The organism is Nocardia otitidiscaviarum NBRC 14405 (assembly GCF_000308635.1).
GTDB lineage: Bacteria > Actinomycetota > Actinomycetes > Mycobacteriales > Mycobacteriaceae > Nocardia > Nocardia otitidiscaviarum.
Genome location: NZ_BAGD01000022.1, coordinates 41,943 through 63,047, shown reverse-complemented (window position 1 = coordinate 63,047; position 21,105 = coordinate 41,943). Strand labels below are relative to the sequence as shown.

Below are 21,105 nucleotides of genomic sequence, written 5' to 3'. Positions count from 1 at the left end.
CGCGCAACACCCCGACCGACCAACGCGACAACTGATCTCGCAAGATTCCGGGTAACTCCCGGGGCACCCCCGAAATCGTTTCGGCACCCAACCGCCGGCACGCATGCACGACAGTCAACGGCACTCAGCCGCGCGCTGAAGTCACGGAGAGGCGGCACAGCTAGCCTGGCTGGGTGAGTTATGACCAGATCCTGCTGCCCTCGGGTGTGGCGCGCACGCCCGCCGAGGTCGACGCCTACCTCACCGCGCAGGAGGGGCAGCCCGAAGCCGGGATCGTGGCCGAGATCGCCGCGGAGTTGGAGCGGCGCGATGGGGAGTTGCCGGAAGCCGACAGCTTCCTGAGTTCCACTCCGCTCGGCGGCAAGGACAACGGTGCCACGCTGGTCGTTTCCACGCCGTACGACGCCATCGGCCATGTGCGGGCGCTGCTGTTCGAGCTGGCCACGCCGCGCGGCTACGCCGTCTACGATCCGCAGCTGACCTGGCTGGCCGATCCCGCCGGACATATCCCGGCCACGGTCACGCACGGCGGTGCGGGCGAATTCCCTTATGTCACCAGGGAATTGCTCGATCTCTGGCTGCCGGCGCTGGCGGATCCCGGACCCTATCTGATCGTGGAGCGGGGAGATCAGCGGTACGTTCAGACCTACCGCCACCCCGACGGTCGGTACACGCTCGAATACCGCGACGGCTCCCCCGACCGGCACTTCGCCACCTCGGTGGACGATGCGGCCACCGTGGCCGACCTCATCTGGGCGTGGACCACCGAGGATCGCGCCGACTTCGACGCGCTCGACTGGGAGCGGCTGGAACTCTGATCAGGGCCGACCGGTCGGTCTCGTAACGCGATCGAACGCGTCTCGATTCGGCCTCGCGGCCTCTGATGCCCCGCTCGCGCCGCCCGCGAGCGTTAGCCTTTCGCTGCCCACAGCACGTTCCCGCTTTTCCCATGTCCCATCCGACGAGGGAGAATCATGGAGCTACGCCAGCAAACGCGCCCTCCGGTGCTGATCAGCAAACGTCTGGTCGTGCTCGCGACCGTGGCCGCCGCGAGCGTCGGCGTCGCGTCGCTGCTCGTCACCGGCACCGGTCCCGGCATCACCCGCAATCACCAGCAGATCCCCTGCCCCGAACCGGCCGCCCTGGAGATCTGGACCGGCGGCGTCCGCTACCTGGTCGGCGACGTCCGGAGCTGAGCGGCCGGACGGCTCAGAGCGCGCGCCGCCCCGACAGCGCGCGTCCCAAGGTGAGTTCGTCGGCGAACTCCAGATCGCCGCCCATCGGCAACCCCGAGGCCAAGCGGGTCACCGACAGGCCCGGGAAGTCGCGGAGCATGCGCACCAGATAGGTGGCCGTGGCCTCGCCCTCGGTATTCGGGTCGGTCGCGATGATCACCTCGGTGACGTCCACGCCGTCGGCCTGGGTTCCGATGCGGGTCAACAGTTCCCGGATGCGCAGCTGGTCCGGGCCGACGCCGCTGAGCGGGTCGAGCGCGCCACCCAGCACGTGATAGCGCCCCCGGAACTCCCGGGTGCGCTCGATGGCCTGCACATCCTTGGGCTCCTCCACCACGCAGATCATGCTGAGATCGCGGCGCGGATCGGCGCAGATGCGACACAGTTCGCCGTCGGAGACGGTGCCGCAGACCTCGCAGAAGCGCACGCCGTCGCGCACCTTCTGCAGGGCGGCCTGGAGCCGGTCGATCTCCGGTGGCTCCACCGCCAACAGGTGAAAGGCGATGCGCTGCGCGGACTTCGGTCCGACACCGGGCAGTTTGCCCAGTTCGTCGATGAGATCCTGAACGGGACCCTCGTACACCGGCGTCCTCGATCAGAAGCCGGGCAGCGCGCCGCCGCCCATGCCACCCATACCGCCGGCGAGCGGACCCAATCGCTCGGCGGCCAGATTCTGCGCATTGGCCATGGCGTCGTTGACCGCGCCGATCACCAGATCCTGGAGCGTTTCCACATCCTCCGGATCGACGATCTTGGGGTCGATGGCCAGCGACAGCACCTCGCCGGTGGCGCGAATCTTGGCGCGCACCAGCCCGCCCCCCGCCTCGCCCTCCACCTCGGAGGCGGCGATCTCCTGCTGCGCCGCCATGACCGCTTCCTGCATCTGCTGGGCCTGGGCGAGCAACGCCTGCATGTCGAACTGTCCACCGGGTTCCACGGACGTGTTCCTCTCTGAGTGGGGATCGCCGTCCAGCGTAGTCGTGCCCGCGACGGCGGCGACCCGCGCAGCCCCCGCACACCGAAGGTCGTTGACTCTCCCCCGGTAGGAGGGTGTTCCCTTGAGGCATGACAGCGATCGTTCCGATCGGGGAGTTCTCCCGGCTCACACATCTCAGCGTGAAGGCGCTGCGGCACTACCACGACATCGGGCTGCTGGAGCCCGCGGTGGTGGACGCGCACAGCGGGTACCGGCGGTATTCGACGGATCAGGTGGAGCGGGCGCATCTGATCCGCCGCCTGCGGGATCTGAATATGCCGCTGCCGGAAATTCAGGAGGTGCTGGCCGCCCCGGACCGGGACACCCGGGACGCCGCGCTGCGCGGGCACCTGGCACGCATGGAGGCCGAGTTGCTGCGGACCCGCGATGTGGTGGCGTCGCTGCGCGCACTGCTGACGCCGTCCACCGCGGTCGCCGTGGAATACCGTTCGATCCCGAGCTTCCCCGCCCTGGCCATGGCGGAGACGGTGGCGCGCGACGGCATCGACGCCTGGTGCGAGACGGCGTTCACCGCCCTGTCCGCATCGCTCGCCGCGGCCGACCTCACGCCCTCGGGTCCGGCCGGAGCCACCTACGCGGTGGAGTTCTTCGAGCAGGACAAGGGCGAGGTGGTCGCCTTCGTTCCCGTCGCGGAACGCGACCGGGAAAGCGCCGCCGCGCTGGGCTCGGTCATCGACCTCCCGGCCCGCCGCTTCGCCATCGCCGTCCATCACGGTCCGTTCGACGATTTCGATCGCACCTACGGTGCTCTCGGCAGCCATGTGGCCGAACACGACACCGCCCTGGCCGAACCGATTCGCGAGGTGTACCTGATCGGCCCCGGCGATGCCGCGCCCGCCGACTACCGCACCGAGATCTGCTGGCCCATCGACCGACTCTGAACGAGCCTCAGGCCAGTTCGCGCTTCAGGTTCTCCAGCACCTCGGCCTGGATCTTCTTCAGGCCGAGCGGGGCGAAGATGCCCTCGAAGATGCCGCCGATACCGCCCGCGCCCTTCCAGCTGGTGCGCACGTTGACCAGGGAGCCGGTGCCCTGCGGGGTGACGGTCCAGGTGGTGACCATGGAGGAGTTCGAATCCCGTTCGGTCACCATGGAATCGGAGACCGAGACGGCGGCGCGCACATTGCGGGAGCGCTTCTCGGTGGCCTGGAGCGTCCACTCCGCCACGGTGCCGGCACCCTTGCCGCCCTCGACCACCTTGTAGTCGCGGTAGTGCGAGGAGAGGATGCGCGGGCGCACCGTCTCGTAGTCCGCGATCGCCTCCAGCGCCCGCTTCGGTTCGGCCGCCACCACGATCGAGCTGGACGCGCTGACCTGTCCCACCATGAGCTCCTTACTGATTCCCGGCTCTCGGCCTCTTGCCGCCCGGTTATGCTACGCCGCCGCCGGTGCGACGGGACCGGTCCGCTCCGATGTCGGCGGCGTCATTCGGGACCATAAAGTTAGCTAGAGTAACTATTGTCACGGTCCGGATCGGAATAGATTCGCCCCGCCGCAGGTGGCGCCCATCGACACGGATGCAAACTGTGCGTGAAAAACCGCCCCGCCGGTGTGATCCTGCTGGCCGACTCGCCGGGTCCGCGATAGGTTCCAAAGGTGGCAGTGAGTCTGTTGGGGAAGGCCGGCCGCGCACCGGCCGCAGTGGAATCGGGTTTCGCCGCGCACCAGGCCGGGGTCGAACGACTGCTGGCGTCCTATCGCGCCATTCCACGCGACGCCAATGTCCGCCTGGCGAAGAAGACCTCCAATCTGTTCCGGGCACGCGCCAAGAGCACCGCCCCCGGGCTCGACGTGTCGGGATTGACGCAGGTCATCGCGGTCGACCCGGAGGCCCGCACCGCCGATGTGGCGGGGATGACCACCTATGAGGACCTGGTGGCCACCACCCTGCCGTACGGACTCGCCCCGCTGGTGGTGCCGCAGCTCAAGACCATCACGCTGGGCGGCGCGGTGACCGGCCTGGGCATCGAGTCGACCTCCTTCCGCAACGGCCTGCCGCACGAATCGGTGCTGGAGATCGACATCCTCACCGGGTCGGGCGAGATCATCACCGCCACGCCGGACAACGAGCACGCCGACCTGTTCCGCGGATTCCCGAACTCCTACGGCACGCTCGGCTACTCGACCCGGCTGAAGATCGAGCTGGAGCCGGTGCCGCCCTATGTGGCCCTGCGCCACCTGCGCTTCCACGATCTGGGCGACCTCGAGGCCGCCATGGGCCGGATCGTCGCCGATCGCGCCCACGACGGCGAGCGGGTCGACTACCTCGACGGCGTGGTGTTCACCGCCGACGAGAGCTACCTGATCCTCGGTCGGCAGACCGACGAACCCGGCCCGGTCAGCGATTACACCGGTATGGACATCTACTACCGGTCCATCCAGCACGACGGCCCCGCGCCGAAGCGCGACCGGCTCACCATCCACGACTACCTGTGGCGCTGGGATACCGACTGGTTCTGGTGCTCACGGGCGTTCGGCACCCAGAATCCGCGGATCCGGCGCTTCTGGCCCCGGCAGTACCGGCGCAGCAGCTTCTACTGGAAGCTCATCGCCCTGGACCACAGGTACGACATCGGCGACAAGCTCGAGGCCCGCAAGGGCAATCCACCGCGGGAGCGGGTGGTGCAGGACATCGAGGTGCCCATCGAGCGCACCGCGGAGTTCATGCACTGGTTCCTGCGCGAGATTCCCATCGAGCCGATCTGGCTGTGCCCCCTGCGCCTGCGCGACACCGACCGCGAGCAGGGCGATCGGCCCTGGCCCCTGTATCCGCTGGAACCGAAGCGGACCTATGTGAACGTGGGCTTCTGGTCGGCCGTCCCGACCGTTCCCGGACAGCCCGAGGGCGCGGCCAACCGCGCCATAGAGCGGAAAGTCTCCGAACTGGACGGTCATAAATCCCTGTACTCGGATGCCTACTACGGCCAGGATGAGTTCGCGGCGCTCTACGGCGGGCACACCTACACCGAGCTGAAGGAACGCTACGACCCCCAGCATCGATTACTGGATCTGTATTCGAAGGCGGTGCAACGCAAGTGACGACATTCAAGGATCGTTCCGATGTCTTCGCGGAACTCGGAACCAAACTCACCATTGCCGAGATCTTCGAGACCCTGATCGACGGTGACATGCCCATCCGGTTCACCGCCTACGACGGCAGTACGACGGGGCCCGCGGATTCGGAATTCGGCCTGGAGATCAAGAACCCGCGCGGCGTCAACTACATCGCCACCGCACCCGGCGACCTCGGGATGGCCCGGGCCTATATCGCCGGTGACATGCTCGCCCACGGTGTGCACCCCGGCGACCCGTACGCGCTGCTGAAGGCCATGGCGGGGCTGAAGTTCCGCCGCCCGACCGCGCTGCAACTGGTGGTCATCGCCCGTTCGCTCGGCTGGGAGCTGATGAAGCCGGTGCCGCCGCCGCCCCAGGAGGCCATGCCGCGCTGGCGGCGGGTGGCGTTGGAGGGGCTGCGCCATTCCAAGCTGCGCGACGCCGAGGCCATCCACCACCACTACGACGTGTCGAACACCTTCTACGAGTATGTGCTCGGTCCGTCCATGACCTACACCTGCGCCGCCTACGACAACGAGAATCAGACGCTCGAAGAGGCGCAGGAGAACAAGTACCGGCTGGTCTTCGACAAGCTGCGCCTGAAGGAAGGCGATCGGCTGCTCGATATCGGCTGCGGCTGGGGCGGCATGGTGCGCTACGCCGCCAAGCGCGGGGTCAAGGTCATCGGCGCGACGCTGTCGGCCGAGCAGGCCGAATGGGCGCAGCGCAGGATTCGCGAGGAGGGCCTGACCGACCTCGCCGAGGTGCGCCACTCCGACTACCGCGACGTGCCGGAGGGCGACTTCGACGCCATCTCCTCCATCGGCCTCACCGAGCACATCGGTGTGCACAACTATCCCGCGTACTTCACCTTCATGAAGTCGAAGCTGCGCGACGGCGGTCTGTTCCTCAACCACTGCATCACCCGGCCCGACAACACCCGCACCACCAAGGCGGGCGATTTCATCGACCGGTACGTCTTCCCCGACGGGGAGCTGATCGGCTCCGGCCGCATCATCTCCGAGATCCAGAACGTCGGCCTCGAGGTTCTGCACGAGGAAAACCTGCGCCGCCACTACGCGCTCACCCTCTCCGAATGGTGCGACAACCTGGTCGAGAACTGGGACAAGGCGGTGGCCGAGGTCGGTGAGGGCACCGCCAAGGTCTGGGGCCTCTACATGGCGGGCTGTCAGCTCGGCTTCGAACGCAATGTGGTGCAGCTGCACCAGGTCCTGGGCGTCAAGCTCGGAGCCGACCAGGAATGGACGGTGCCGCTACGCCCCTGGTGGCAGCCTTAATCCTCGACGCGAACCACCCTCGACGCGAACCGCGGACGGTTCCGTCACAGCAGTGAGTCCAGGAACCGCCGGGGCAGCTCCTGCGGCTCCTGTCCCCCGGTGCCCAGCGGCATTTCGTGCCGGAGGGTGCGCAGGATGCCGAGCACGCCGGGACCCGCGTCGAGCAGGGGGCGGGGCCAGTTCAGTTCGGCGCAGCGCACCACCACCGGGGTGAGCACGCTGATGGATTCGCCCGCCCAGCCCGCGGTGGACAGGCACTCGGCCAGCAGCAGGGCGGAATCCAATTCGGCTCGGGGACGGCGTTGTTCGCGGATGCGGGCGTGCAGGGCGCGGGCGCGTTTGACGGTGGTGTCATCGGTGCCGAGCGGGGCGATGTCGTCGTTGCCGAAGTAGCCGTCCGACCCGCGGTAGTGGCGGGCCAGCAGCGCGCGGATGGTGGCGATCTCCTCGGCTTCCGCGGTGAGCCAGGCGGTTCCGGTGGTGTGGCGGACAGCGCGCACCAGCGGTTCGGTGACCTGACCGCCGGTGAGCGGGTCGGGCGGCAGACCCAGGCGCAGGCGTTCGGCGCGAATATGGGCCGCGAGGCGGGCCACCTTGCGGTCGGCCGCGATGCGCGCCCCCTCGTCGAGGCGGGCGGCGGCGGTCTCCAGATCACCGCGCACGGCCTTGACCCGCGCACCGATCACGAAGGTGGTGATGAGGAAGTCCACCGGCCCGATTCGAGCCGTCAGCTGGTGACTCTGATCGAGCAGCCGTTCGGCGGCCTCCAGATCGCCGCGTCGGTAGGTCATCTCACCCAGTAGCGCCGCCGCCACCCGCACCGCATGCGAGCGCGGTCCGGACCGATCCCGTGCGGTCTGCCACGCCTGCTCGAAAGCCGCGGTGGCGGTGGCGATATCGAGTTGTTCGTAGGCCGCGGCCCCGAGCCCGCACAACCCGAGCACCTCGCCCAGCGGATCGGCGGAGCGGGTGTGATAGGTCGCCGCCCACTCCTGCATCTCGCGCGCGCCGTCGAAGTCGAAATCGCACAGCCGCACGAAGGAGGCCAGATTCGCGGCGGTGGACACCGTCCACGCGGGCAGATCGTCGGCCAGGCGCAGACATTCGGCGATGCGTTCGGCCACGCCCTCGGTGCGGTCCCGCGCCACCTGGTCGACGGCCGCCAGCACCGCGGCCTGGCAGCGCTGCCGCACCGCCTCGGCATCGGTCGGCGAGGTGCGGGCGAGCAGATTCGACAGCCGCCCCAGCGCCGACCACGCCGCGCTCGACTGCTGTAGGTTCACATTCGCCCGCGCCAAGGCCATGAGCAGCTTGGAGCGTGAAGTCACCTGCTGCACAGGCAGTTTCGACACCGTTCCGAACAGGGTGGCCAGTCGCGAGCGGTCGATGAGATCCATGCCGCCGTTCTCGACCAGGTCCAGCGCCATCTTGAAATCGGCGGCGGCCAGTGCGTGATCCACCGACTGGCGCAGCATATTGTGCTCGGCGAACCAGCGAGCCGCCTTGCGGTGCAGTGCCTTCTGTTCACCCGGCGCGGTGCGGTCCAGACGGGCGCGCAGCTGTTCGGCGAACATGGGCTGCATCCGGAACCAGGTCGGATCGTCGTCGAGCCGGTGCAGGAACAGCTCACGCTCCTCCGCCTGCTCCAAGAGCCCCGCGGCGTCCGGATCGCCGGTGAGCGCGGCGGCCAACGAGGCGTTCACCCGTTCCGGCACCGCGACCGCGCTGAGGAAGCCGAGCATGCGCGGTTCCAGCCCGTCGAGCACGTTCTCGGCGAGGTACTCGCGAATCGCCTTGGTATCACCGGACAGTCGCGCGATGAGCTGCTCGGGGTCGTGTTCGGAACGCAGTGTCATGCAGATCAGTTGCAAAGCGGCGGGCCAGCCGTCGGTGGCGGTGTGGATCTGCTCGATCTGCCGGTCGGTGAGCTCGCAGGCGGACCGGTCGGCCAGCATCTGTCGCGTCTCCGCCTCGGTCAGCCGCAGCTGCCCCGACCCGATCTCCACCAGTTCGTCGGCCACCTGCATCCGGTTCAGCGGCAGCCCGGACCGATCCCGGCTGGTGATGACGAATCGCAGGTGGTGGCAACCGTTGTCGAGCAGTGCCTCCAGCACCCGCTGCGCGCCGGTATCGGTGCTGCGATGCCAGTCGTCCACCACCACGACCACGGTGGACCCGCTGGCGTGGATCTCGTCGATGAGCGTGGACACCGCGAACGGCACCGCGTCGGCGGGACGCTCCTCGAGGGCCTGCTCCAGACCCGCTCCGAGCTCGGGCCGCACCCGCCGGATGGCGGCGATGATATGGGCGAGCAGCCACACCTCGTTGTCGTCGTCGCTGTCGATGCCGATCCAGGCCACCGCCACGCCGCGATCGGTGAGTTCGGCGCACCACTGCGCGGCCAGGGTGCTCTTGCCGAAGCCCGCCGGGGCGTGGATCAGCGCGAGCCGCCGCTGCCCGGCCGCCCGCAGCGGTTCCAGCAGGCGTGGGCGCGCCACCGGTTCCCGCGCCGGGGTGGGCGGCCGGAATTTGGTGACGGCGGTGGGGGGCATCGTGGTGCCGGTATGGGCGGCCTGGCTGCCGGTGGCGGTGCCCGCGCGGGTTCCGCCGAGCGGCGGGAAGCTCAGCGACCGCCGCGGCGACGTCACCACCGTGCCACTGCGCACTGGTGAATAGGATTGGGCGGCAGGAGATTCCGCCGACACGTCCGACTCGGGCGGGCCACTGTCGAGCAGTGCCATCTCATCGGGAACCTGACCGTGCTCGCGCTGCACCGTGCGCAGCATCTCCCCGAATTCCACCGCGCTGGCGGGCCGGTCGCGTGGATCGGGCGCCATGGCCGCCTCGATGGCCGCGGCGACATCGGCGGGGATGTCCTGCTCGCGCAGATCCGGCAGCGGCTGGCTGGTAATGCGCAGGAACTGGGAGACGACCTTCTCCCCCACCTTCCGCTCGAAGGCCGCGTGCCCGGTCAGCAGGGCGAACAGGGTGGCCCCGAGGCCGTAGACATCCGAGCGCACGGTCGGCTCCTCGCCCTTGAGCACCTCGGGCGCGGTGAAGGCGGGCGATCCGGTGATCATGCTGGTCGAGGTGCGGAATCCGCCCGGAATGCGAGCGATGCCGAAATCGGTGAGCTGTGGTTCCCCGTACCGGCTGAGCAGGACGTTCGCGGGTTTCACATCGCGGTGCAGCACGTGCGCCCGATGCGCGCTCTCGATGGCTCCGGCCAGTTTGACCCCGACCCGCACGGTGTCCGACCAGCTCAGCGGCCCGCGGTCGCGCACGAGCCGTTCCAGCGAACCGTGCACGGCGAAGGGCATGACGATGAACGGCTGTCCGCTCGCCGTCACGTCCACCTGCAGGATCTCGACGATATTGGGGTGTCCGGACAGTCGCCCCATGGCCTGTTCCTCACGCAGGAAGCGCTCCCGGCTCTCGTCGTCGATCTCCGAGGACAGCACCTTCACCGCGACCTCACGGTCCAGGGCCCGCTGGGCGCAGCGGTACACCACGCCGAACCCGCCCCGTCCGATCTCCTCGGCGTCGAAGAGTCCCATCACCTCGAGCTCGTCGACCAGGCCGACCGGAAGGTAGTTCTGCGTGTTCGTGTCGGCTGGAGTTGTGTCTGCTCGGGGTTTCCCCGAACGTGACTGTGGATTCATCTCCGCCCACCTCGAACTCGGAACAAGCGCATACCGAAACGTACGGGCCAGCCCAGTGTTCTACCCGCGCATATTTCAAACGTAGCGCGGGTGTGCGGGGTGTGTGGACGATTCGCCGCGTATCTCGGCGTGCCGACCGGTTCGAATCAGCAGGGTCGGTGGAGGTCGGGAAAACGGGACACGGCCCGGACCGCGATATTCGCGATCCGGGCCGTGTGGTTCACCCCGGCAGACACGGTACGCACCGCGTCAGTGGCGCATATGCGCCCGCAGGAGAGTTACTTGCGCAGCGACGCAGGCACCTGGAAACGGTCGCCGAACTTGGCGGCCAGTTCGTCGGCACGGGCCACGAAGGCCTCCTGCCCACCCGGGTAGCCCACGATGAACTGGTGGGTGCCACCGGTCCAGGCCGGGAAGCCGATGCCGAAGATCGAGCCGATATTGGCGTCGGCGGTGGTGGTGAGCACACCCTCGTCGAAGCACTTCTGGGTCTCGATGGCCTCCGCGAACAGCATGCGGTCCTTCAGATCCTGGAAGGTGACGCCCTCGGGCAGTTCGGTCGAGGTCTTGTACAGCGAGCGCAGCTCCGACCACAGGCTGGTGGCCTTGCCGTTCTCGTAGTCGTAGAAGCCCGCGCCACCGGCCTTGCCCTTGCGGTCGAACTCGCCCACCAGCTTGTCCAGGATCGCGGCGGTCGCGGCGGAGGCGGCGTCGATCTCGCCACCCTCGGCCTCGAGGGCCGCCGCGGTCTCCTTGTAGATCTTCTGCATGGTGGTGAAGTTCAGCTCGTCCGACAGCTTCAGCGGAGCCGCCGGGTAGCCCGCCTGCAGACCGGCCTGCTCGATGGTCTGCGGGTCGATGCCCTCGTCGAGCATCTTGATGGCCTCGTTGATGAACTTGCCGATGACGCGCGAGGTGTAGAAGCCGCGCGAGTCGTTGACCACGATCGGGGTCTTGCGGATGGCGAGGGTGTAGTCGTACACCCGGGCCAGCGCCTCGTCGGAGGTCTTCTCGCCCTTGATGATCTCGACCAGCGGCATCTTGTCGACCGGCGAGAAGAAGTGGATGCCGATGAAGTCCTCGGCCCGCTTCACTCCACCCGCCAGCAGGGTGATCGGCAGGGTCGAGGTGTTGGAGCCGAGCAGCGCGTCGGCGTCCACGATGTCCTCGATCTCCTGGAAGACCTTGTTCTTCAGCTCGGGATTCTCGAACACGGCCTCGATGACGAAGTCCACGCCAGCGAAATCCTTGGGATCGGCGGTCGGGGTGATCCGATCCAGCAGCGCCTTGGACTTCTCCTCGGTGGTCTTGCCCCGCGAGAGCGCCTTCTCCTCGAGCTTGACCGAGTAGTCCTTGCCCTTGTTGGCGGCCTCGATGGTGACGTCCTTGAGGACGACGTCGATGCCGGCCTTGGCGGTGACGTACGCGATGCCCGCGCCCATCATGCCCGCGCCGATGACGCCGACCTTCTTGATCTCACGCTTCGGCACGTCCTTGGGACGCGAACCGCCGTTGTTGATCGACTGCAGGTCGAAGAAGAACGCCTGGATCATGTTCTTCGCGACCGGGCCGGTCAGCAGCGAGACGAAGTAGCGCGACTCGATGAGCGAGGCGTTGTCGAAGTCGACCTGCGCGCCCTCGACCGCGGCGGCCATGATGGCCTGCGGGGCCGGCATGTTCTGGCCCTTGAGCTGCTTGCGCAGGTTGGCCGGGAACGCCGGCAGGTTGGCGGCCAGCGACGGGGTGGACGGGGTGCCACCGGGGATCTTGAAACCCTTGACGTCCCAGGGCTGCACGCCCTTGTCCGGGTTGGCCTTGATCCACGCCTTGGCGGCCGGGACCAGCTCCTCGATGGAACCGACGACCTCGTTGACCAGGCCGGTGGCCTTGGCCTTCTGCGCGTTGAACTCGTTGCCCTGCAGCAGCACGCCCATCAGGCCGTTGGCGATGCCGAGCATGCGGGTGACGCGGGTGACGCCGCCACCGGCGGGCAGCAGACCCAGCTTCACCTCGGGCAGGCCGATCTTCAGGCCCTTGACGTCGGCGGCGATGCGGTAGTGCGTGGCCAGCGCGATCTCCAGGCCACCACCGAGCGCGGCACCGTTGATGGCCGCGACAACCGGCTTGCCCAGCTGCTCGAGTCGACGCAGGTCGCTCTTGATGAAGGTGAGCTCCTCCATGATGGCGGCGGCGTCGTCCGGGCCGGTCTGCATCATGTTCTTGAGGTCGCCGCCGGCGAAGAAGGTCTTCTTCGCGGAGGTGATGACGACACCGGTGATGTCGTCGACCTCGGCCACGAGGCGGTCCACGGTGGCCCGCATCGAGTCCTTGTACAGCTGGTTCATGGTGTTGGCGCCCTGATTCGGGTCGTCCATGGTCAGCACGACGATACCGTCGGCGTCCTTCTCCCAGCCGATCATGTTCTCAGTCATTGGTTCTCGTTCTCCTAGAGAAAAGTCAGTGGGCGTCAGACGCGTTCGATGATGGTGGCCACACCCATGCCGCCGCCGATGCACAGGGTGATCAGCGCGTAGCGGGCATTGCGACGGTGCAGCTCGTCGACCATGGTGCCGGTGATCATGGCGCCGGTGGCGCCCAGCGGGTGGCCCATGGCGATCGCGCCACCGTTGACGTTCAGCTTCTCGTCCGGGATCTGCAAGTCCTTCTGGAACTTCAGGACGACGGAGGCGAAGGCCTCGTTGATCTCGTAGAGATCGATGTCCTCACGCTTCAGTCCTGCCTTCGCGAGGGCCTTCTCGGCGGCCGGGGTCGGGCCGGTGAGCATGATGGTGGCGTCGGCGCCGGAGGTGGCGGTGGCCACGATGCGGGCGCGGGCGGTCAGGCCGGAAGCCTTGCCGGCGTCCTCGTTGCCGACCAGCACCAGGGCGGCGCCGTCGACGATGCCCGAGCTGTTGCCACCGGTGTGGACGTGCTCGATCTTCTCGACGTAGGTGTAGCGCTGCATGGCGACGGCATCGAAGCCGCCCATGTCGCCGATACCGGCGAAGGCCGGGTTCAGCTTGCCCAGGTCGGCGGCGGTGGTGCCGGGACGCATGTGCTCGTCGTTGTCCAGCACGGTCAGACCGTTCATGTCCTTGACCGGGACGACGGAGTTGGCGAAGTAGCCGTTCTTCCATGCCTTGGCGGCGAGGTCCTGCGAGCGGACGGCGTAGGCGTCCACGTCGTCGCGGGTGAAGCCCTCGATGGTGGCGATGAGGTCGGCCGAGATGCCCTGCGGAACGATGTAGTTCGGGTACGCGGTGGCCGGGTCCATGAACATGGCGCCGCCGTCGGAGCCCATCGGCACGCGGGACATGGACTCGACGCCGCCGGCGATGACGAGATCGTCGAAGCCGGAGCGGACCTTCTGCGCGGCCAGGTTGACGGCCTCGAGGCCGGAGGCGCAGAAGCGGTTGAGCTGGAAGCCGCCGACGGTGTCGGGCAGACCCGCGGTCAGCACGGTGGTGCGGGCGATGTCGGCGCCCTGGTCACCGACCGGCGAGACCACGCCGAGGATGATGTCCGAGATGCGGTCCTCGTCCAGGTTCGGGAACCGGTTCCGCAGCTCCTGGACCAGACCGGTTGTCAGGTCGATCGGCTTGACCGAATGCAGCGAGCCGCCACGGTTCTTGCCGCGCGGAGTGCGGACGGCCTCGTAAATGTAGGCCTCTGTGGTCATATCGGAGTTGTCCTCTCTAAAGGTGCGCCGTCACCGCGTTGTGCGGAGCGGCCGCGGTTACCTCGCCGACCGGCCTTGTCGACCGACCGTCCTGACGCTGTACAAACCGCGTCACGAACCGGCTTGTCGACGCTCCGGCAGCCCTTGCGCCTGGGCATACCTTAGAACCTCGCCGAGCCAGAACTCACGGCCACCCGATCATAGTACCGCCGGATGCGAACTCCGGTTAACTTAAGGTGCCTCACACGGGTGCTGTCAAGCCTCCAGCGGGCTGGCACCCAACTCCGACCGCAGCAACTCCAAGGCCATCTCATCCGGGTCGCGGCGATCACCGGGCGGTACGGGCACGGCCGCATCGGCCAACATCTCCCGCTCCTCCTCCTCTGTCGAAGCAGGTGGGACCCCGTCATAACCTACCGGCGAGTAGTCCGACGGCCCCGGGTCGTCGGGAAGGTCCGGCCCGTCGGGCAGCGGAATATCGTCGTCCAGGGGGGATGCCGGAGCGCCCCCGGACGAGTCCCCGTCCCGGGCGCTCGACGGCGGGGCACCCCAGCCACCGGACGTATCGGTCCGCGGCTCGGCCGCCCCCGCGGCGGCGGACTTGGCCTGACTCGGCCGGGAGAACTTCGGCGGAGCCTTCTTCGCCGCAGCCTGCCCCCCTCCAGCGCCCGCCCCGCGTCCGGTGTTCCCGGCACTCCGTCCGGCACCACCCGGCGCGGCACCCCCGACCTCCCAGCGCACCTCGAACTCCCGCCCGAGTACCGCCCGCACGGTGGACCGCACCGCCTCCAGGTTCTTCGCCTCCGACAACCGCTGCGCCAGCGCCGCGTGCTGATGCGCCAGCACGATCACATCGCCCTCGACCCGCGCGACGGCGGCGGCGGCCAGCAGGGCGGGCAGCGCGGGCCCGAACTCCCGCACCTTCGCCTTGATCTCGACCCAGGCCCCCTCCACAGTCGCCAACATGTCGGCCCCCGCCGCTCCATCGGCCGCACCGGCACGCTCGGACTTCCCGGCACCCGCCGCTGTATCAGGCACACCGCTGCCCACCGTCGGCTCCGCCGCACCGGCCACCTCGGCGCCACGTCCGATCTCAGCCTCGACAGCGCCGTCCCGCCCAGGCCGAGCCGCACCGCTGGCGGTCTCCGATTCCGGCACGACAGACGCGCCTTCTCCAGCCCGCGCGGCTACGAAAGCATCACCGCCAGCACCGCTCTCGGTGTCCGTAGCAGCCTCAGCGGGCACCGCGTCCGCGGTCGCGCCGCCGATTCCCGCCCCACGCCGCACGTCGCCCGCTTCGTGCTCCTGCGCGGCGGCGACGGCAGGTGACTCGGCGCCCTCGCGTCCGGTGGCGGGCTCCCCCGGGTGTCCCGCCCCGGCCATGCGGGTGGCAGTCGATGTCGTATCGCCCTCGCCCGGCGTCCCCACCGCCCCGGCCCGCGCGGCACCGGAGGTGCCGGAGGCATCCGACCGGCCCGCGACCCCGTCCGGTGCGTCGGCACCCGGGACGAAGCCGGGAACCTCGGCGGTCCGCCGCTGTCCCGTGGCGTCCGGACCGGCGGCACGGTCACCGATCCGATCACGTTGCCCATCGGCGCCGCGCGGGGCACCGCCGGTCGAGTCCTCCCCGACCGACGGGTCGACCGCCGCACCCGCGACGGCCGGTGCGTTCGGCAGTTCAGGGGCCGAGTCCCCTTCCGGCACACCGGTGTTCCGGCGCTGCGCCGCAGCGTTCGCATCGGACCGATCGCCTGGCTGCCCATGCTCGCCAGCGGCACCGTGCGCCCCACCGTCGGAAGAGCCGCGTCCGGCAGTGGAGCCGGCCACCGCGGCCGAATCCTGGAGTCCGGCATCGATCACGGAAGCGGGCACGGCCTGCGGGGCCGCCCCTTCCGCGCGGGCGCTGGTGCTCCGTGCCGCGCCGTCCGCGTCACGCTGCGCGGCAGCGCTACCGATGCCCTCCGACGCCTGTTCGCGGGCGTCCGCATCCGAGCGCGTGGCCGGGCTGTCCGCAGCGGCCGCTGGCCGCGCGGCGTGTGCCGGCGACGTGGGCGCAACAGCTTCGCCGCTCGAAGCGTCCGGTGCCCCGGTGGAACCGGCGGCAGCGCCGGGCGTGTCGACGGATGCGGCAGTGGCGGGGCCGGCGGATCGCGCCGGAGCGGCCGCACCACCGGTCACGGGGACGCTCGGGGCGGCCGGGTCCGCGCCATGGACGACGCGCGCGGCGGAGCCGAGCAGTTCGCGCAGGGCCGCGGCGTCTTCGGTCAGCACCGTCTGGATTTCGGCGGTGGCGGCCGGGGTGAGGGTGTGCAGGCGGGCGGCCCAGCCGGTGAGCTTCTCGGTCCACTGCGGTTCGGCGACCGCGCGGGCGCTGGCGTACCCGACCAGCATGAGCAGGGTTTCGCGGGCTCGCTCGAAATCGGCGGCCGGGCCGGGGGATGCGGGCGAAACCGGTTGGGCGGCAGGTGATGTAGCCGGTTGTGTGGCGGCCGACGCGGTGGTGGCCGATGCGGCCGCCGACCCTGCGGTCGATCCCGTGCCAGCCTGGGAAACGCCGCCGCCCGGCGAGCTAGGGGCCGCTTCGGCGGGTGACTGTTGTTGCGGGGCGGCAACTTCCGGCCGGGCCGCGGATCTCGGCAGGTCGGACGGGCCGCCGGTGACCGGGTCGAGTTCGGGTGGCCGGGCGGCGGAGGTGCCGGACGGCAGGCGCGCGGCGGACGGCGCCGCCGCCGGGTCGCCGGATTGCGCGATGGCGTCGAGGTCCGGTGCGCTGCCCCCCGCATCGGTCACACCACCCTCCGGTTTCGCGGCAGCGCTGGCGTCCGGTGCGTCGTGGGTATCCGCCGGTGAGCTGTTCGAGGATGTCGGCGCGGAATTGCCCGCCGCCGCCCGGTTCGCGGGGGCTCCCGTCGACGTCGGCGCGGGCTTACCCGCCGCCCCGTGCGAAGGCCCGGCGGCACTCGTCGCGGGTGTGGATCCTCCCGTCGCGCTGCCGGAGGGTGCCGCTCCACTCGGTGGGGTGGGCTCGGGCTGGCGGGTTCCGGGTGCGGGGGATGCCTGGGTGCCGGACTTCTCGGCGCGCATGGCGGCGAGGGCTTCCGCGCCGCGACGGCGTGGTGAGCCGCCGGGGTTCGGCTGCGCCGCCGAGGGTCCGGCCGTGGGCTGCGCGCCGTGCTGCGGGGTCGCGCTGCCCGCGACGCCGGGGTCGGCGGCGGTCGGGTTGCCAGCGGTCGGGTTGCCGGGCGCGGCGTTACCGGCGGCCGGGGGCAGGGGTGCACCCGCCAGGCGGCGTTCGATGCGTTCCAGGCGTTGCAGGGCCGCGGATTCGGTGTCGGTGGCCGAGGGCAGCAGCATGCGGGCGGCGATGACCTCGAGCAGCAGGCGGGGGGCGGTGGCGCCGCGCATCTCGCCGAGACCCTCGTGCAGGAGTTCGGCGTAGCGGGTGAGGGTGGCGGGGCCGATGGCGTCGGCCTGGGCGCGCATGCGGTCGAGGACGTCGCCGGGGCCGGAGACCAGGCCGCGGTCGGTGGCGTCGGGGACGGCGCGCAGCAGGATCAGGTCGCGCAGGCGTTCGAGCAGGTCGGTGGCGAAGCGGCGGGGGTCGTGGCCGGATTCGACCACGCGGTCGATGACACCGAACAGGGCGGCGCCGTCATCGGTCGCCAGCGCCTCGACGGCGTCGTCGATGAGGGCGATATCGGTGACGCCGAGCAGCGACACCGCGCGCGGATAGGTGACCCCCTCGGATCCGGCGCCGGCCAGCAGCTGGTCCAGCACGCTGAGGCTGTCGCGCGGCGAACCGCCGCCCGCGCGAATCACCAACGGGTACACCGCTTCCTCGACCTGCACCCCTTCCTGATCGCAGATGCGGCCGAGCAGTCCGCGCATGGTGGCGGGCGGCAGCAGCCGGAAGGGGTAGTGGTGGGTGCGGGACCGGATGGTGGGCAGCACCTTGTCCGGTTCGGTGGTGGCGAAGACGAAGATGAGGTGGGCGGGCGGCTCCTCCACGATCTTCAGCAGCGCGTTGAAGCCCGCGGTGGTCACCATGTGCGCCTCGTCGACGATGAAGACGCGGTAGCGGGATTCGGCGGGCGCGTAGAAGGCGCGGTCGCGCAGTTCGCGGGTGTCGTCGACGCCGCCGTGGCTCGCGGCGTCGAGTTCGATGACATCGAGGTTGCCCGGTCCGCCCGGGGCGAGCGCCACACACGACGCACACACTCCGCACGGTGTGGACGTCGGCCCCTCCACACAGTTCAGCGAGCGCGCGAGGATGCGCGCCGATGAGGTCTTGCCACATCCGCGCGGTCCCGAGAACAGGTACGCATGACTGATGCGACCGGTGTCGAGCGCCGTACTCAGGGGTTCGGTGACGTGCTCCTGCCCCACGACTTCAGCGAACGTTGCCGGTCGGTACTTCCGGTAGAGAGCCACGGCAGAGAGGCTACCGGCGGACACCGACAGCGCATGCGCCGATGTCCCGACCCGGTTCGGCGCGTCCGATTCGACCGAAAATCCAGCCCTTTGCCCGTTCACCACCCACCCGCAAACGTGATGTGAATCACGTAGGAACCGAGCGCCCCGTTCGCCGACGTCACGCAGTCCCCCGGTGCGAGAAGAATGCACAGCAAATTCTCAGCGTAGTTCGGGAACGGAATTTGCCGGATAACGCTGTAGTGCACGATCGCTGTCTACAGACCTGCGCCCGGTTTCAACTCCGCATTACGGACATAACGATAGCGTCAACGGATGCGGCAAGATCGCAATTGCTTGGCTACCGTGGACATCGGCAACTTCGGTAGCCAAACCTTCATCAGGTTGGTGTCCCCGGCCGGTCCCTCATCCCGACCGGGGCGCAACCAAATCTCTCGGAGGAAACGCCCAACGTGCCGTCGCATGACGACATCGCAGCCGCCTGGCTTTCCGGTACCGAATTCGCCGGCAATCGAACCGCGGCGGATCTGCTGAGCCGAGCCATCAGCCCGCGCGAGTTCGATCTGCACCGGGAATCGCTGCCGGTCACGGCAGCCGCCGACCCCGCCACCGCCGGTGCGATCCTCGAACTCCTGCATCGCGGCCAGGTACCCACCCTGCCCGCCATCCGCACCCTGATCACCCAGAACGACATGCGCCGCGAGGCCGAACGCATCGAGCGTCTCGGCCGCCGCGCCCAGCGCGGCATCGACGATTTCGGCCGGGTGATCGCCACCCTCACCGACGAATACTGGACGCTGCACGGAAACGGTCCGACCCGTCGCGACATTCTGCTGTCGGAACCCGTTGTGGCACTTATTCGCGAGCACGTCGGCGATATTCCGCCGACCGCCGTGAAACACCTGTGGCTCATCGAGCGCGCCCAACGCGCGGGCTGGATCGCCTACAACGATTCTCCGCGCTCCCTGTGCGCCGGACGACGTTTCTATTCGGCGAAATACGGAAATCGGGTGTCGCTGCGACCGGTGAACGCGATCGGCACCCTGGTGGCCGCGTATCTGCGCGATCAGTTCGCCGAACACGATCGCCCGCCGCGCTGGTCGGTGCTGGCCCATGAACTGCGCGACGATCGCGGGCGCCGGGTATTCAACGACACCGCCGACGCCCGCGCCCAGCAGCAGTGGATGACCACCGCGGAATGGATGGTGCTGCGTGACGACGGTCTCCCCCTGCCCGGACCGCGCGGCCTGCGCGCGCTGAACAAGAAATCGCGACGCCCAGCCCGGGAAAAGCCGCGCTCCGACGCGCGTGTGAGCATTTCGTAACATCGCGTGCACAATCCGTAACACACGAACGCTCTTCGTAACAACGCGGAAACGTGAGCTTTCGGTAACTTCCCTGAAACGCGAAACGCGTGGAAGGAGTTACCCCGTGCCCACAATCGACGCCGCCGCCACCTCGTGGTTGCTGGCCAGCACCGCGCTGGTGCTGCTCATGACACCCGGCCTGGCGATCTTCTACGGCGGCATGGTGCGCTCCAGCGGCGTGCTCAACATGCTGATGATGAGCTTCATCTCCATTCCGCTGGTCACCGTGGTGTGGTTGCTGGTCGGCTACACGCTGGCCTTCGGCCCCGACGCGGGTGGGGGCTTCATCGGCGGATTCGATCATTTCGCCCTCTCCGGATTCGATCCGGGCACGGTGCGGGTGACCGATACCGAGGCCAACAGCGGTATTCCGGATCTGCTGTTCGTCACCTTCCAGCTGACCTTCGCGATTCTCACCGTGGCACTGGTCAGCGGCGCCATCGCCGACCGCGCGAAATTCTCCGCGTGGATGATCTTCGTGCCGATCTGGGCGACGCTGGTGTACGCGCCGATCGCGCACTGGGTGTGGAATTCCGAGGGCTGGCTCGCCGAATTCGGCGCACTCGACTACGCGGGCGGTCTGGTGGTCGAGATCGCCTCCGGCGCTTCGGCGCTCGCGCTGGCACTGGTGCTGGGTCCGCGCGTCGGTTTCAAGATGGACGCCATGCGCCCGCACAATCTGCCGTTCGTACTGCTGGGTGCGGGTCTGCTGTGGTTCGGATGGTTCGGCTTCAATGCCGGTTCGGCGCTGGCGGCAGACGGCACCGCGGCCGCGGTCTTCCTGAACACGCTGGTGGCGGGCTGCCTCGGCATGCTGGGCTGGCTGGCCGTGGAGCAGGTGCGCGACGGTCGACCGACCACCTTCGGCGCGGCGTCGGGTGTGGTGGCCGGTCTGGTGGCGATCACGCCGTCCTGCGGCTTCGTGAACACCCTGGGCGCGATCGTCGTGGGTCTGGTCGCGGGTGTGGTGTGCGCGTTCGCGGTGGGCTGGAAGTTCAAGGCCAACTACGACGACTCGCTCGACGTGGTGGGCGTGCACTTCGTCGGCGGCGTGGTGGGCACCATGCTGATCGGCCTGCTCGCCACCGAGGTGATGACCGGCGAGGGCGGCGCGGCGGGCCTGTTCCACGGCGGCGGGCTCACCCAGCTCGGCAAGCAGGTGGTGGGCGTCCTGGCCGTGGCCGCATGGGCTTTCGGCATCTCGTTCCTGATCGGCAAGGTGATCGACGCGACGATCGGCTTCCGCGTCTCCCGTGAGGACGAGGTGGGCGGCATCGACTTCGCGCTGCACGCCGAGACCGCCTATGCCGAAGGGGTGCACGGACATTCACCGCGCCGCATCGGTGAGGGGCCGCTCGGGCACTGATCCCGAGGGGTCGCGA

At 69.1% G+C, this 21,105-nt stretch carries 14 protein-coding genes; 7 read left to right on the top strand and 7 right to left on the bottom strand.

Features of this window, described 5'->3' with window-relative positions; translation table 11 throughout:
• The first annotated feature begins 173 nt into the window (after window positions 1-173).
• Window positions 174-818: a hypothetical protein gene (locus tag ON31_RS01960; protein WP_039808673.1), complete on the top strand. Its 645-nt coding sequence runs from the start codon at window positions 174-176 to the stop codon at window positions 816-818.
• A gap of 156 nt (window positions 819-974) precedes the next feature.
• On the top strand, window positions 975-1,196 hold the full coding sequence (locus ON31_RS01955) for a hypothetical protein (protein ID WP_115061502.1): 222 nt from the start codon (window positions 975-977) through the stop codon (window positions 1,194-1,196).
• 13 nt (window positions 1,197-1,209) lie between these two features.
• On the opposite strand, the gene recR is transcribed toward ON31_RS01955, so the two are convergent.
• Window positions 1,210-1,818, bottom strand: coding sequence for a recombination mediator RecR (recR, locus tag ON31_RS01950; RefSeq protein ID WP_029932835.1), 609 nt, complete (start codon window positions 1,816-1,818; stop codon window positions 1,210-1,212).
• A gap of 12 nt (window positions 1,819-1,830) precedes the next feature.
• Window positions 1,831-2,172, bottom strand: coding sequence for a YbaB/EbfC family nucleoid-associated protein (locus ON31_RS01945; RefSeq protein ID WP_029932836.1), 342 nt, complete (start codon window positions 2,170-2,172; stop codon window positions 1,831-1,833).
• Between the two features lie 128 nt (window positions 2,173-2,300).
• Here ON31_RS01945 and ON31_RS01940 point away from each other — a divergent pair, with 128 nt between their 5' ends.
• Window positions 2,301-3,113 carry a MerR family transcriptional regulator gene (locus ON31_RS01940; protein ID WP_039808667.1) on the top strand — a complete coding sequence of 271 codons (813 nt, stop codon included), beginning with the start codon at window positions 2,301-2,303 and terminating at the stop codon, window positions 3,111-3,113.
• Window positions 3,114-3,120: 7 nt separating this feature from the next.
• Here ON31_RS01940 and ON31_RS01935 read toward each other — a convergent pair whose 3' ends face one another.
• Window positions 3,121-3,555 (bottom strand): SRPBCC family protein, encoded by a 435-nt coding sequence (locus ON31_RS01935; RefSeq protein ID WP_039808713.1) that lies wholly within the window; start codon window positions 3,553-3,555, stop codon window positions 3,121-3,123.
• Window positions 3,556-3,834: 279 nt separating this feature from the next.
• Here ON31_RS01935 and ON31_RS01930 point away from each other — a divergent pair, with 279 nt between their 5' ends.
• Both ON31_RS01930 and ON31_RS01925 read left to right on the top strand, forming a co-directional pair.
• On the top strand, window positions 3,835-5,271 hold the full coding sequence (locus tag ON31_RS01930) for an FAD-binding oxidoreductase (RefSeq protein ID WP_051036673.1): 1,437 nt from the start codon (window positions 3,835-3,837) through the stop codon (window positions 5,269-5,271).
• The gene (locus ON31_RS01925; protein ID WP_039808666.1) at window positions 5,268-6,584 is read left to right on the top strand and encodes a class I SAM-dependent methyltransferase; all 1,317 of its coding nucleotides are present in this window, start codon (window positions 5,268-5,270) and stop codon (window positions 6,582-6,584) included. The genes ON31_RS01930 and ON31_RS01925 overlap by 4 nt, the downstream gene beginning before the upstream one ends.
• Before the next feature lie 44 nt (window positions 6,585-6,628).
• On the opposite strand, the gene ON31_RS01920 is transcribed toward ON31_RS01925, so the two are convergent.
• The 4 genes from ON31_RS01920 to ON31_RS37680 all read right to left on the bottom strand — a co-directional run bounded on the left by ON31_RS01920 (window position 6,629) and on the right by ON31_RS37680 (window position 18,356).
• Complete coding sequence (locus tag ON31_RS01920; protein WP_255221949.1) at window positions 6,629-10,141, bottom strand: serine/threonine-protein kinase; 3,513 nt, start codon at window positions 10,139-10,141, stop codon at window positions 6,629-6,631.
• 383 nt (window positions 10,142-10,524) lie between these two features.
• On the bottom strand, window positions 10,525-12,678 hold the full coding sequence (locus tag ON31_RS01915; protein ID WP_039808662.1) for a 3-hydroxyacyl-CoA dehydrogenase NAD-binding domain-containing protein: 2,154 nt from the start codon (window positions 12,676-12,678) through the stop codon (window positions 10,525-10,527).
• A 35-nt stretch (window positions 12,679-12,713) separates the two neighbouring features.
• Window positions 12,714-13,925, bottom strand: coding sequence for an acetyl-CoA C-acetyltransferase (locus tag ON31_RS01910; protein ID WP_029932843.1), 1,212 nt, complete (start codon window positions 13,923-13,925; stop codon window positions 12,714-12,716).
• Window positions 13,926-14,180: 255 nt separating this feature from the next.
• Window positions 14,181-18,356 (bottom strand): DNA polymerase III subunit gamma and tau, encoded by a 4,176-nt coding sequence (locus ON31_RS37680; protein WP_255221948.1) that lies wholly within the window; start codon window positions 18,354-18,356, stop codon window positions 14,181-14,183.
• Between the two features lie 452 nt (window positions 18,357-18,808).
• Here ON31_RS37680 and ON31_RS01900 point away from each other — a divergent pair, with 452 nt between their 5' ends.
• Window positions 18,809-19,681, top strand: coding sequence for a hypothetical protein (locus ON31_RS01900; RefSeq protein WP_051036671.1), 873 nt, complete (start codon window positions 18,809-18,811; stop codon window positions 19,679-19,681).
• A 106-nt stretch (window positions 19,682-19,787) separates the two neighbouring features.
• The gene (locus ON31_RS01895) at window positions 19,788-21,089 is read left to right on the top strand and encodes an ammonium transporter (RefSeq protein ID WP_039808659.1); all 1,302 of its coding nucleotides are present in this window, start codon (window positions 19,788-19,790) and stop codon (window positions 21,087-21,089) included.
• The last annotated feature ends 16 nt before the right edge of the window (window positions 21,090-21,105 follow it).

What these genes read in the sequence shown, in the direction of transcription:
- ON31_RS01955 (WP_115061502.1), top strand. Translation starts at nt 975, where the DNA reads ATGGAGCTACGCCAGCAAACGCGCCCTCCGGTGCTGATCAGCAAACGT.
- ON31_RS01940 (WP_039808667.1), top strand. Translation starts at nt 2,301, where the DNA reads ATGACAGCGATCGTTCCGATCGGGGAGTTCTCCCGGCTCACACATCTC.
- ON31_RS01920 (WP_255221949.1), bottom strand. Translation starts at nt 10,141, where the DNA reads ATGGGACTCTTCGACGCCGAGGAGATCGGACGGGGCGGGTTCGGCGTG.
- ON31_RS01915 (WP_039808662.1), bottom strand. Translation starts at nt 12,678, where the DNA reads ATGACTGAGAACATGATCGGCTGGGAGAAGGACGCCGACGGTATCGTC.
- ON31_RS01910 (WP_029932843.1), bottom strand. Translation starts at nt 13,925, where the DNA reads ATGACCACAGAGGCCTACATTTACGAGGCCGTCCGCACTCCGCGCGGC.